Genomic DNA, 13,019 nt, shown 5'->3' with positions numbered 1-13,019 from the left:
TGGCGTTTACCCTGAATGGCTTTAGCCTGCCCATAGGAGTATCAATGTACCGGCTGTTTCGCCAACTGCTTTCGCTCATATTCACGAATACGCTGACGACAGTGCTCAAGTGTCTGCTGAGTCATCACACTGAACTGTTCATCTTTCAGCTCCCCACCCAAGTCAAGGGCAAGACGACGAGCGACCTCTTCCATCTGGGCAAAGGCCTGCATGGGTTTTTCAGGCCCCGGCAGACTCATAAATAAACTCAAGGCCGGTGTTTCAGTCTCTTCCAGATTATCGATGACAAAGGTACCCGGCTTTATGCCATTGGCCATGCTAAACAAAATTTTTCCGGTGCCATCGGCATTGGCATATCGATGGAAGATTGACATATCCCCAAAGCGCATACCGGAAGCCAGCATGGACTGCATCAGTTGTTCACCCGCAAAAGTGCCACCACCTTTTGACAGCACATTGATGACAATCACTTCATGGGCAGGCGGACGATCCTTTAACTTCTCTGCTTTTTCACGCCAGCCCAGGTTAAGCTCTTTCTGTGGATTCGAACGCTCTCTGGCCGAAACGCCACGATCCTGATTCTGAGCCCTCCCCTGGCTGGTTGTCACTCTTGGACGACCAACTAATTCTTCCGATTCGACATCCAATCTGGACGTTTCATGTGCGCGGGCAGACGGGGCAGAACCATCTATCCTTGAAAGGCCATCCGCCCGTGAAAAACCTTCGGTTTGTAAATCATTTTCAGACGATGAAAGGCATTTACCTCTTAAGGGTTGCTGTGAGTCATCCAGGTTCATAAGCACAGGAACAGACTCATCCAGATCAAGTGCACTTTGAGCTTTCGCTTTTTTCCCGGCAACAGAATTCCCTGCAGAGTTTTCCTCAGTATGTAGTTTAGCTTCTTCTACAGGATGTCGATGACGATGTCTTAACGATTCACGGTAAACGGGCGGTTCTTCAACAGGCTCTTCTGAGTAACCATCAGAATAATCTCCCCCTGAAAACCCGGGTTCAACACGAGTTCTGGCAGAATCCTTTTTGCCAGACCTTTCTGGCAAAATGCTTTCTTTCAAAGACCTGGGACGGGCACCGCCATTGGGCAGTTCACTGGAAAAATCATCGTCATAGCCTTTGACCTCCTCCAGGCCAAAACTGATTTCCGATGACCTTTTTCTGGCCAGCCGCATCCTGCGATAACCGTCAGCCAATACACCAGCGATTACCAGTATTCCTATGAGTATTAGCCATTCACGCAAACTCATGTCCTTGCTGCCCTATAAACCTTGAAACAACGCCGGAATTACAGTCTCTTTCCCTGTAATAACACTTTACGACAAAACACTTATGAAACCATAGACCGCTGTCATTTATAACATACGAGTTAATTACTGCTACAATCGGCCAACATTACAATATTACAATAAATTAATAAGAAATTAAGCTATAAACACTGACTTTATGCGTTTTATAGGCTGCCCAATATCAAAATCACAGCTTAATTATCCGATCCTGCAAAGTCTGACAATACTGAAAATTATAATTCAGCCATTGCTGCCGCCTGTTCAATATCCACCGACACCGGTCTGGACACCCCCGGCTCATGCATGGTGACACCCACCAGCTGGCTTGCGGCCTGCATGGCGATTTTGTTGTGAGTGATATAAACAAACTGCACTTTATCACTCATTTCAGAAACCATTTTCGCATATCGGCCTACGTTAGCATCATCCAAAGGAGCGTCAACCTCATCCAGCATACAGAAAGGGGACGGATTCAATTGGAAAATGGCAAATACCAGGGCAATAGCCGTCAGTGCCTTTTCGCCACCGGAAAGCAGGTGAATGGTACTGTTTTTCTTCCCGGGTGGCTGAGCCATTATAGCCACACCAGTATCCAGCAGATCTTCTCCGGTTAATGCCAGATAGGCCTGACCACCGCCAAATACCCGGGGGAACAGTTCCTGAAGACCAGCATTGACCTTGTCGAAGGTCATTCTGAACCGCTGCCGGGTCTCCTTGTCAATCTTACGAATGGCATTCTCCAGCGTATTCAGGGCAGACTCCAGATCATCGTTCTGGGCATCCAGATACTGTTTGCGCTCGGACTGGCTTTCGTACTCTTCAATAGCTGCCAGGTTAATCGCTCCCAAACGGTCAATTCGTGCAGCGATCCGTTCCAGTTCCTGCTCCCACTGCTGCTCAGAAGCCTCATCCGGAAGGTTCTCAAGTACGGTTGCCAGGTCAAAATGATCTTCTTTCAGCTGCTCGGCCAGTGTCGTTCGACGAACCTGCATCCCCTGCCAGTCCATCCTCAGCTTTTCCAATTGTTCCCGGATTTTCTGTGCCTGCTGCTCAGCACTATGGCGAACCTTCTCTCCCGCCCGGATTCGCTGCTCCACTTCTTCCAGCGCCATCCGGGCCTGCTGCATCGCCTCTTCTTCTGCAAGGCGTCTGGCCAGCATTTCTTCCAGCTGTTCCCGCAGATCCCCCTCAGGCGAGTTGGATTCAGACATGGACTCCCTGAGAAACTCACGTCGCTCCCGGAGCTTGGTAGCCTGCTGACTTAAACGCTCAATGGCAGCCTGCAAAGAGCCTATCTGGGTATTAATGGATTGCTGCCGAAGAGCCAGCTGATGAGCCCGTTCTTTATCAAAACGGGCCTGATGACGCACCTCTTCAAGACGGGCCTGAAGTTTCTCACGCTGTTCCTGCATTGCTTCACGACGACCAATGTCTTCTTCCATATGGTCGAGTGCTTCCTGCAGGCGCATCCGGGATTCACTAATCACCTCCTGTTCCAGTCCATACTGCTCCCTGACTTCCTGAAGCTCCTGATCAAGGCGTTGACGGCGCTCAGAGAACTGTTCCAGCCTGACCTTTCGGGCACCAAGATCAGCCCGAACCTCACCCTGACTCCGGTTAAGATCGGAAAGTTGCCTTTGCAGTTGCTCCCTCCGGGACTCGTGCTGCTCCAACTGTGACCTTGCGCCTTCAAGCTGCTCTTTCAATAGCAGACTGCTTTCTTCAAGCGTTGCCAGCTTTTCACCCAGTGCATCCATCTCTTTCTGGCGTTCCAGAACCCCGGCATTATTATCACCCCCCCGGCTCACCCGCAGCCAACCGGAAGAGAGCCAGATGCCATCCGCCGTAATGATCGATTCACCTGACTGGAGTTTAGTGCGAAGGGAGAGTGCAGTATCCAGTGCATCAGCCGCATAGATGCCGGCCAATAGGGGCAGAGCTTCCTGACCACTGACCACTTTCTCTGCCAGCAGTGGCAGCTCACTCAACGAGGGAGAGTGGCGATGGTTGGTTCCTGCCTCCAACAGTACCAGTGATCCCTGTTCCAGGGTGCCCAGCGCGTCAGCCACCGGATCAAGACTGTCCAGACAGACTGCCTGCAAGCTGTCGCCCAGCACGGTTTCAACAGAACGTTCCCAGCCGGCGTCCACCTGAAGCTTGTCCATTAGACGGGAGCAGCTATTGAGCTGATGCTGCTCAAGCCACTCAATCGTTCCCGTATCCTGGTGCAGTGATGCCTGATGCAACGCTTCCAGCGATGCGTGTCGACCACGCACCATACTGAGCTCATCCCGGTTATTTTCCAGTTCAGCCGTCAAGTTCTGCACCTGATCACGCTGCTGCTCAACCGCTTCAATACATTCTTCAATGCGTAGCTCAACAGTTTCTGCCGTCAACTCAAGCTCAGTCAGTTTTTCCGACAGGAGAGTCATCTCCTCCTGATCTTCAGTCCCCCCAAGAGCCGCTGACTCTTCTTTCAGACGCTCTTTCCGTTCCTGCAAACGTCCCATCACCTGCTCTGCATGATGAATACGGGACTGCTCAACTTCAGCGGTCCGCTTTGGCTCATGGGAACGCTGATTAAAATGATCCCACTCCTGCTGCCATCGCTGCATAGCCTCTTCGGCCCGGGTCAGGGTATCACCAGAGTCCGCTTCCTGATCCTGCAACATGGCCAGCTCCGGCTCCAGCTCTATCAACTCTTCCTGAAAAGCCTCCAGTTGCTGCTGATCATCCGCCAGCTGTTCACGAGCTTCTTCCCAGTTGTTTTCAACCTGTTCAAGGTCACGACTCAACTCTCTGGAACGCTCTTCCCGATGCTGCAAGGTCTGTTCAATACGGGTGACTTCGTTGCCCGTGCCATAGTAGCTGGATTGAGCCTGATGGAATTGATCACTCAACTCCATCTGCTGGACACGATCATCTTCCATCGCGGCATCCACAGAACGTTGCTGACTGATGGCTGCCTCCAGCTGCACCTCAAACTCACGGATAGCCTGCTCCTGGGACTGTGCTCCGGCATTGATAGCCTGCCATTTCAGGGCCTGCAGCTGGGCTTTTTTCAGCCGCTCCTCAGCTTTGTAATCTTTGTACTTTTCCGCCGCCTGAGCCTGTCGTTGCAGATGGCCAAGCTGTCGCCCCAGCTCTTCCCGCAGGTCTGTAAGCCGCTCAAGGTTTTCATTGGTTCGGCGGATACGGTTTTCCGTCTCACGACGGCGTTCCTTATAACGGGAGATACCGGCAGCTTCTTCAATAAAGACCCGAAGCTCTTCCGGTTTCGACTCAATCAGGTTGGAGATAATGCCCTGGCTGATAATGGCATAACTTCTGGGTCCAAGACCGGTGCCCAGAAAGATATCCATAATGTCTTTACGGCGACACTTACTGCCGTTCAGAAAATAAATGTTCTTGGCGTCCGAGTTAACAGTACGTTTAACGGAGATTTCACGGTAAGCAGCAAACTCCCCGGTGACCCGCCCTTCGTTATTATCAAAGATCAGCTCGACCGAAGCCTGATTGGCAGGCTTACGACTGTTGGACCCTTTGAAAATAACGTCTGTCATGGACTCGCCACGCAGGTGCTTGGCGGACGATTCCCCCATTACCCAGCGAACCGCATCAATAATATTTGACTTGCCACAACCATTGGGACCAACAACGCCACACATATTGGAAGGAAAGTGGACCGTTGTGGGGTCCACAAACGATTTGAATCCGGCCAGTTTGATGGATTTTAAACGCATCGTTTCCTTTAGCTCTTCACTGTCGGGCCCCAGCTCTGTATAAGACACAAGAGCCTGAATACTGACCAATAATTCACGCTATGGGGCTTTATGCGCCGGTAAAACCACCATTCATAGCATGTCGCTTTGGGCTCCGGTTCCTTGTCATAGCGAATCGTTTATTTGGGAAAGTGGATAAGCAGCCCGAAAAAAACCGACTTCATCGGGTTAGCTACTGATCTCTTCCAATCCAGATCTTACACATTACCACAGTCAATAGAAAAGTCGCCTTTTCCGAAATGAAAAAGACGACTTCTTCTATTAAGGGGAACTTTTCGGCTGTTCCCAGTTCTCAAGATCAATCGCGGACTGGTTAGCCTGCCGGCGTGAAGATGAGCCTGACAGGTTCAGATGCCGTGGTTTTCACCCCTTTTGCCTGAACCTGATAATCCGGGGACATCACATTGCCCGTGAGGCTGATCCGTGCCGTGATATCAAGACTGTCGATTGATGACAACAGCTGTCCACCCATGATCATGGCACTGTTGTCATCCAGCACGATTTCCCTTGGCAGATCACCAACGTTCAAGGGAACCGCAACCACCGGGGGCTGCTTGACATCACCGGCCGGACGGGCAAAGACCACCACGCGTGCATCATCAGGCAGCTCATCCATCCCGGGGGCCAGATCAATCATGACCCGAAGGGCAACCACGGCATCTCCAAGCATTGAACGAGCCTGATTAATGCCTGAACTTAGCGACTGCCGGGCTGCCGGATCTACTTCATGGGTCAGCGCCCGCTGCCAGGCAGCAACAGCTTCCCGGTAGAAACCATTGGCAAAAGCATCAATCCCTTGCAATCCCAAAGCCGTGGTGTTCTGACTATCTTTCTGCAGCGTCTGCTGATAAAGCTCTCGAACTTCAGGTGTTACCACATTATTGCTGCTCAAAAACAACACCTGGGCCAGCTCTGCAGTTACCTGGGGATGCCCGTTACTGATACCGGCGAGGTGGCGATAGGTGTTAACCGCTTCATCCAGCTTGCCCGCTCTCAGGTAATGACTGCCCAGCATGAACAGAGCCTGATTGTTCTCCGGCCGCTTTGCCACCCAGTCTTTAAGGACGGTTTCCACCTGCTCGCTGTTGAGCTGGCCATTCTTCATGGCGTTGACGACAGCAATCTCAGTGGTTGCACCCAACTTGAAATAAAGCAGTACAGCGAACACAGGCACAACCAATGCAATCAGCAGTGCAAACCCCGGCTTTTTCAGCACCGAGTATGCGCCTGCATGCTGTTCATCCCCTAACTCATCAGCCAGTTTTTTTTTCAGCTCCAGTGTCAGCTTTTCCGCTTCTTCTATTGAAACCAAGCCCTCTTGAAGCTGCCAGTCCAGATCTGCCAGCTGATCTCGGAAGCTGGCGACGTTTACTGACTCCTCAGACTCACTCTCATCCGGTACCGACACCGATGGCTTTAGCAATGGCCAGACAGAAATCAGCACAGCAATGGCAATCAGCAATGTGGCTACGAACCAGAACTCCATCATTACGCCTTACCATCCGTTATTTTATTTTCCGGTGACCGCTGGCTCAAAGAGTCCGCCAGAAATCTACTCAGCTTTTGATCCAACACATCGCCCTCGTCTGCATTCTGCCCATCGGGCGCAGCTTGTGCCGATTCTGCAGCGGCCGCTTTATGCTTGCGAACCACAACAACAAGCACGATCATTCCTGCCAACAGCAGCAACAAAGGCCCAAGCCAAAGCACGAGGTTCACTCCGGCAATACGGGGTTTGTAAAGTACAAAGTCACCGTAGCGGGCGAGCATAAAGTCAACAACGATCTGGTTATCGGCACCTTCATTTAACAGCCGGTGCACTTCTCGCCGAAGATCCTGAGCAATGGGCGCATTGGAGTCAGCGATCGACTGGTTTTGACACTTCGGACAGCGCAGCTCATTGGTCAATTCGAAAAAACGCTGCTCCTGTTCAGGCGTCGAAAATTCATAGGAGTCGATGACACCAAAAGCCGTACCCATAAACAAAACGGTCAACAGCATGATGATCAGCCGGGAGGTTAGGCGCTTCATTATTTGACCTCTCCTTCATGATTCGTTATCTGCTCCTTGAGTGCCTTTTCCTGCAAATGCCTGAACCTGGGCTCAAGGTCATTTTTCCATACATTGGCATCAACAATACCGACATGCTTATAGCGAATAACGCCTTGATGGTCGATTAAATAGGTTTCCGGAGCACCATAAACGCCCAGATCGATGCCCAGTGAACCACTCTTATCATTAATACTGAAGCGATAGGGGTCATGCAGCGTCTTCAGCCAGTTTCTGGCTTCAGGCTGATCATCCTTGTAGTTCACACCATAAATAGGTATCCCTTTATTAGCCAGACCAACGAGATATGGGTGCTCGACACGACAGGCTGGGCACCAGGTAGCCCAGACATTGATCAAGGCAACTTCACCCAGCAGGTTCTCTCCGGTTACCTTTCTGTCAGGGTTCTTGACCGTTGGCAGTTCAAACGTTGGTAGAGGCTGATCCAGCAGGGCAGACGGCAGCTCTCCGGGATTATCACGGAACAGTGCCACATAAAACATCAGGCAAAGCCCGAGAAAGAGTGCCAGCGGCAAAAACAGTTGCAAACGTCGCTTCATGCGCTGGCCACTCCCTCATTTCCAATCGGCCCCAATGCGCTCACTTTCTGACGAACTTTCATCCTGTATCGCCGGTCTGAGATCGCCACAACGCCTCCAAGCGCCATCAATATGGAGCCCAGCCAAATCCAGCGGACAAAGGGCTTGATATGAATACGTAATGCCCAACTGCCGTCATCACCCAATGGCTCACCCAACGCCACGTAAATATCCCGGGTTAATCCAGGGTCAATAGAAGCCTCAGTCATAGGCATTTGTTGGGCGGTATAAACACGCTTCTCAGGATGTAACACCGCTATCTGACGATCATGTTCATATACAGTCACAAACCCATAATGGGAGGTGTAGTTAGGGCCAGACTGCAATCTGACGCCATCAAAGCGGAACTGATATTCACCAAGGGTCACCCGATCACCGGGAGCCATTCGCAAATCACGCTGGCTGCTATAGCCACTGGTGATGGCAATACCAACGATGGTGACGGCCAGCCCCAGATGCGCCAGATGCATCCCGTAATAGGCAGGCTTCAAACGCTTTAATGCATGCACTAGCCCGTTTTTTGTCCGGCCGTTTCGGGTTTTGTTGAGAATATCCCGGACCATAGTCAATACGATCCACAACACCAGGGCCATGGCCAAGGCTTCGCTGATCAAGAAACTTGCACCGTAGAACAGGCTGAACCCTATACCCCCAATAATGGATACCAGCAAAATCCAGCGCGTCTGACCAATTAACCATTGAACGGAACCACTCTTCCAATTGAGCAGTACACCAAAACCCAAGGCAAAAGCCAGCAACAGGGCCATCGGGACAAACACAAAATTGAAGTAAGGAGGGCCCACTGAAATCATGCCCATATCAAGGGATTCCAGCAGCAGCGGAAATAAGGTTCCAAGAAGCACCGTCGCCGCACTGCTGGTCAGCAAAATATTGTTCACCAGCAGCAGCGTTTCCCTGGAGGCCATGGCAAAACTGATACGACTGCGCACCTCAGGCGCCCTGAGGGCAAACAGCGTCAAGGATGCACCAACAACAATCATCAGATATAAGAGGATAAAGACCCCTCTTTCCGGATCATTGGCAAACGCGTGGACCGACGTGAGCACTCCGGAGCGAACCAGGAATGTACCCAGCAGACTCAACGAGAAGGTAAAGATAGCCAGTAGCAACGTCCAACTCTTGAACAAACCACGTTTTTCTGTCGCTGCCAGCGAGTGCATCAATGCCGTTCCCACCAGCCAGGGCAGCAGAGAAGCATTTTCCACCGGATCCCAGAACCACCAGCCACCCCAGCCAAGCTCGTAGTACGCCCACCAGCTACCCAGTGCAATCCCCAGGGTCAGAAAAACCCAGGCCACTGTTGTCCAGGGTCTGGCCCATCGGGCCCAGGCAGTGTCAAGCTGACCACCCAGTAGTGCGGCAATGGCAAAGGCAAAAGCAACGGCAAAGCCAACGTATCCCATATAAAGCATGGGAGGGTGAACGATCAGGCCAAAATCCTGAAGCAGCGGGTTCAGGTCGGCGCCATCTTCCGGTGGAAACGGCAGAATTCGGTTAAACGGGTTTGACGTCAGCAAAGTAAACAACAAAAAGCCAACGGTTATCATGCCCATGACAGAGAGCACTCTGGCGGATAACTCAGGCGGTAGTCGGTAGCTTTTCAATGCGACCATCGCAATCCAACCAACAAGGATCAGCACCCACATCAGAAGCGATCCTTCATGCCCTCCCCAGGTGGCACTGACTTTATACGGCACAGGCAGCAGGCTGTTTGAATGCCTGGCCACGTAATCCACAGAGAAGTCGTCAGTAATAAAAGCCCAGACCAGGCATAAGAAAGAAAAGCTTACAAAGGCAAACACCCCCCAGGACAGAGAACGGGCCTGATTCATCAGCCGGATATTACCGGTGTAACTGCCCACCAGCGGGAAAATACTGAGCAGAACGCTCAAACACAGTGCAATAATCAGAGCCAGCAGGCCCGCTTCAGCTACCATCTTGCAGACTCCTCAGCTCAGTTTGAGCTGTGGTTTGCACAGCCGACTTGTCACCGGATCTTGGGTGCGCTTCATCAATGGCTTTCTGCACTTCCGGCGGCATGTAGTTTTCATCGTGCTTGGCCAACACTTCCGACGCGTCAAAAACACCGTCATTGCCAAGAGTTCCAAGGGCAACAACACCCGAGCCTTCAACAAAAAGGTCAGGCAGAATACCTTCATAACGGACAGTCACTTCGCCAGCACCATCACTTATACGAAAGCTGACTTTCAGGCTTTCGGTATCACGCTCAACTGAACCCGGAACCACCAGACCACCACCGCGCATCTGCTGCCCCACCGGGGCTTCACCAGCAGCCATCTGAGCGGGAGAAAAGTAGTGATTAATGTTCTCACGAAGCGCAAACAACATCAGAGTTACAGCCAACCCAACCCCTGCCAGCAGCAGTAATACGAGTATTAATCTCTGTTTGCGAACTGCATTCATTGGGCACTCCTCTCTCCAGATCTGACTGACTCAGGGCCTTCTTCCTGTTGCTCAGCGCAATGTTTTGGTTGTGTGCGTCCAGAACTGGTAAAACATTGTTCTGCGTCAGCACCACTGTCTGCGATGACCTTGAAGTCGTTCACCACCTTTTTTCTTTCAACCACGCGTTCCTGCCGTCTCACTTGTGCGGCTATCTGAGCGAGAATCTGCCGCCTTGCCACAAATGGCGCAATCAGATTGTAAGCAATCACTACCACAGCGATGGCATAGGCACTCCAGACGAAGAGACCATGCCCATCCATGACCAGAAAACCGCTCCAACTGTCAAAATACATAGACATCATGTCACCAGCTCTTTTACCCAGCGGGTTTTTCTTTCACGGCTGAGAATTTCTATACGCAAACGAAGTACCATGACCAACGCAAAAAACAGGTAAAATCCCAGAATGGCTAACAATAAGGGCCATAGCATTTCAGGGGCCATGGATGGCTTTTCAGTCAGCTTCAGTGTGACTCCCTGATGGAGGGTGTTCCACCACACCACAGAAAACTTAATGATCGGGATATTCACAGCGCCGACCAGGCTAAGAATGGCACAGGCTTTAGCAGCTGCTTCTGTTGTATGGACAGCACCGCGCAGAGCAATAATGCCGATATACAGGAAGAGCAGAATTAACATGGAAGTCAAACGTGCATCCCATACCCACCAGGTTCCCCAGGTTGGCTGCCCCCAGATTGCTCCAGTGGCCAGAGAAAGTACGCAGAAAGAAGCCCCAATGGGTGCCATGACCTTTAATGCCATATCGGCGAGCTTGATTTTCCAGATCAGGATCACCGCTGCCGCTGTTGCCATCATCATATAAACGGCCTGAGCAAGAAACGAGGCAGGTACATGAATAAAGATGATTCGGTAACTATTACCCTGCAGATAATCCGGAGGAGTAAACGCCAGCCCCCAGACAAGAGCAACCAATATCAGCACCAGGGATGACACCTGAAGCCAGGGCAGCCAATTCCCGCTGATATCATAAAACCATTTGGGAGAACCCAACTTATGAAAAAACGTCCAGTTCATAATCTTGTTCTACCTTCCAATTGGGAACCTGAAGTCGCCACCAATGCGATCTGGTTTTGCAGGGATTCTTTGTAGGCAGAGATTGCTGGAAATCTCGAAATCTTTCAAGAGATTACCTGAATAATGACAATTCGCCTTACCCAAACCCTGAAAAAATTCATTACTCATTAATTACCCTTAATGCCCCGGCAATCGCCAGCGGAGCCAGACATACCCCAAGTATCAGAAAAACAGACAACCAGAGAATATGCCCTGTATACGGCATATTTTGCACGGCGGCATTAACGGCCCCCGTGGCAAAAATCAGTACCGGTATGTAAAGCGGAAGGGAAAGCAGTGTCAGCAACACGCCACCACGTTTTACTCTTACCGTTAAAGCTGCACCGATAGCACCCGCCAGACTGAGTACCGGTGTACCCAGTAAAAGGGTAATCATCAGAGCAGAAAAAGCGTCTGATGGCAGGTGTAACATGATGGCCAGCAGCGGCGCCATGAGTGTCAAACAAAAACCACTGGTCAACCAGTGACTGAATACCTTTGCCAATACCAGCAAGGGAAGCGGATGTGGCGACATTAACAATTGGTCTAAAGCCCCATCATCCTGATCACTTTTGAACAATGAGTCCAGCGATAGCAAAACAGCTAATAAAGCTCCAATCCAGATAACTCCGGCGGCCAGTTCAGATAACACTGCCCGACCTGGCGTAATACCAAGGGGAAATAAAGTGGCCACCATCAAAAAGAACGCCATGGGGTTAATGGCCTGACCCGGAGTACGAAAAGTGAGCGTCAGATCCCTGCGAATCAGAGCAAGGCAGGCTGAAAAACCATGCATGGATTGCTTATCAACGCTCGACATTCAACATCCCCGGATCATCAGCAAGCTTTTCGTCTGCATCGCCTTGTTCTGCAAAGTGCTCCAAATTCAACTTGCGCAGTTTCTTCCGCCGATCATTCAATGGTTGATGACTGGTAACTAACACCATCCCTGCCTGATGGAGGTGCTCATCAAAGAGGCTCTCCAGCCAGGAGACGCCTTCAATATCAATCGCAGTAAATGGCTCGTCAAGAATCCAAAGCCGTGACTTACTGGCAATCAGGCCAGCAAAAGCCACCCGCCTTAACTGTCCGGCAGAGAGATTACTACAGGGAATATCTTCATAATCAGCAAGCTGCACTCGCTCAAGAGCAGAGAGTAACCCCTCTCGATTGACCATGGTATTGGCCAGTTTGGCTCGCCAGATAAGGTTTTCAAGGGGCGTCAGATCAAGTTTCAGCCCTGGCGTATGGCCAAGAAAAAAACAGTTATGACGAAAATCAGCGTAAACTTTCGATAAAAGCTGGCCATTCCAGAAAACATCTCCGCTCAGGCTGGATGAAAAGCCAGCAATAATACGCAGCAGCGATGTTTTGCCTGCACCATTTCGCCCCTCAATCTGAAGTATTTCTCCACTACCAAGCTGAAAAGAAACGTTACTGAACAACAGCCTGTCGTCCCGCTCACAGCTTAACTGAACCACATTCAGCAAAGTGAACTCCTGAATCTTCTAACAATCACCAAAAGCGTGTATCGCAGAGACCCGAATTCACAAAGCAGCATGGTCATCGGCCGTAATCAGCCATGAGCAATAAAAAGCCCTGTTTTCTCTGATGTCCCTAAATAGCATCGACCGGTGATTATATCAGGAAATTTTGCTGACTGCGGGGATAAATGTGGTTCTTCGAACGGATTAAATAATGCTTGTTAAAGTATCAGGGCATACCAATC

The 13,019-nt window shown here is 50.8% G+C and carries 11 protein-coding genes; all 11 read right to left on the bottom strand.

Annotated features, from left to right (window positions below; all coding sequences use genetic code 11):
* Window positions 1-41 precede the first annotated feature (41 nt).
* Window positions 42-1,256, bottom strand: coding sequence for a cell division protein ZipA (gene zipA / locus MJO57_RS10905; RefSeq protein WP_252025277.1), 1,215 nt, complete (start codon window positions 1,254-1,256; stop codon window positions 42-44).
* Window positions 1,257-1,534: 278 nt separating this feature from the next.
* Window positions 1,535-5,044, bottom strand: a complete 3,510-nt coding sequence (gene smc / locus MJO57_RS10900) for a chromosome segregation protein SMC (RefSeq protein ID WP_252027008.1) — start codon at window positions 5,042-5,044, stop codon at window positions 1,535-1,537.
* A gap of 352 nt (window positions 5,045-5,396) precedes the next feature.
* Window positions 5,397-6,572: a c-type cytochrome biogenesis protein CcmI gene (ccmI, locus tag MJO57_RS10895; RefSeq protein ID WP_252025275.1), complete on the bottom strand. Its 1,176-nt coding sequence runs from the start codon at window positions 6,570-6,572 to the stop codon at window positions 5,397-5,399.
* Window positions 6,572-7,114 carry a cytochrome c-type biogenesis protein gene (locus tag MJO57_RS10890; RefSeq protein WP_252025272.1) on the bottom strand — a complete coding sequence of 181 codons (543 nt, stop codon included), beginning with the start codon at window positions 7,112-7,114 and terminating at the stop codon, window positions 6,572-6,574. The genes ccmI and MJO57_RS10890 overlap by 1 nt, the downstream gene beginning before the upstream one ends.
* Complete coding sequence (locus tag MJO57_RS10885) at window positions 7,114-7,680, bottom strand: DsbE family thiol:disulfide interchange protein (protein ID WP_371924815.1); 567 nt, start codon at window positions 7,678-7,680, stop codon at window positions 7,114-7,116. Before MJO57_RS10885 ends, MJO57_RS10890 begins: the two co-directional genes overlap by 1 nt.
* 8 nt (window positions 7,681-7,688) lie before the next feature.
* Window positions 7,689-9,689, bottom strand: coding sequence for a heme lyase CcmF/NrfE family subunit (locus tag MJO57_RS10880; RefSeq protein WP_252025268.1), 2,001 nt, complete (start codon window positions 9,687-9,689; stop codon window positions 7,689-7,691).
* Window positions 9,679-10,176 (bottom strand): cytochrome c maturation protein CcmE, encoded by a 498-nt coding sequence (gene ccmE / locus MJO57_RS10875; RefSeq protein ID WP_252025266.1) that lies wholly within the window; start codon window positions 10,174-10,176, stop codon window positions 9,679-9,681. Before ccmE ends, MJO57_RS10880 begins: the two co-directional genes overlap by 11 nt.
* Entirely contained in the window at window positions 10,173-10,511 is a 339-nt protein-coding gene (ccmD, locus tag MJO57_RS10870) for a heme exporter protein CcmD (protein ID WP_252025264.1), read from the bottom strand. Before ccmD ends, ccmE begins: the two co-directional genes overlap by 4 nt.
* A 5-nt stretch (window positions 10,512-10,516) precedes the next feature.
* Entirely contained in the window at window positions 10,517-11,251 is a 735-nt protein-coding gene (locus MJO57_RS10865; protein WP_252025262.1) for a heme ABC transporter permease, read from the bottom strand.
* Window positions 11,252-11,411: 160 nt separating this feature from the next.
* Window positions 11,412-12,110, bottom strand: coding sequence for a heme exporter protein CcmB (gene ccmB / locus MJO57_RS10860; protein WP_252025260.1), 699 nt, complete (start codon window positions 12,108-12,110; stop codon window positions 11,412-11,414).
* Entirely contained in the window at window positions 12,097-12,771 is a 675-nt protein-coding gene (gene ccmA, locus MJO57_RS10855) for a cytochrome c biogenesis heme-transporting ATPase CcmA (protein ID WP_252027007.1), read from the bottom strand. The genes ccmB and ccmA overlap by 14 nt, the downstream gene beginning before the upstream one ends.
* Window positions 12,772-13,019 lie beyond the last annotated feature (248 nt).

Origin of the sequence: Endozoicomonas sp. SCSIO W0465, assembly GCF_023716865.1 — a bacterium.
GTDB lineage: Bacteria > Pseudomonadota > Gammaproteobacteria > Pseudomonadales > Endozoicomonadaceae > Endozoicomonas.
The sequence above is the reverse complement of the archived record's forward strand: the minus strand, read 5'-3'. Positions and strand labels throughout refer to the sequence as shown.

Bases quoted from the DNA above. Each gene is read 5' to 3' on its own strand.
- smc (WP_252027008.1), bottom strand. From the start codon at position 5,044: ATGCGTTTAAAATCCATCAAACTGGCCGGATTCAAATCGTTTGTGGAC.
- ccmI (WP_252025275.1), bottom strand. From the start codon at position 6,572: ATGATGGAGTTCTGGTTCGTAGCCACATTGCTGATTGCCATTGCTGTG.
- MJO57_RS10890 (WP_252025272.1), bottom strand. From the start codon at position 7,114: ATGAAGCGCCTAACCTCCCGGCTGATCATCATGCTGTTGACCGTTTTG.
- MJO57_RS10880 (WP_252025268.1), bottom strand. From the start codon at position 9,689: ATGGTAGCTGAAGCGGGCCTGCTGGCTCTGATTATTGCACTGTGTTTG.
- ccmE (WP_252025266.1), bottom strand. From the start codon at position 10,176: ATGAATGCAGTTCGCAAACAGAGATTAATACTCGTATTACTGCTGCTG.
- ccmD (WP_252025264.1), bottom strand. From the start codon at position 10,511: ATGTATTTTGACAGTTGGAGCGGTTTTCTGGTCATGGATGGGCATGGT.
- MJO57_RS10865 (WP_252025262.1), bottom strand. From the start codon at position 11,251: ATGAACTGGACGTTTTTTCATAAGTTGGGTTCTCCCAAATGGTTTTAT.
- ccmB (WP_252025260.1), bottom strand. From the start codon at position 12,110: ATGTCGAGCGTTGATAAGCAATCCATGCATGGTTTTTCAGCCTGCCTT.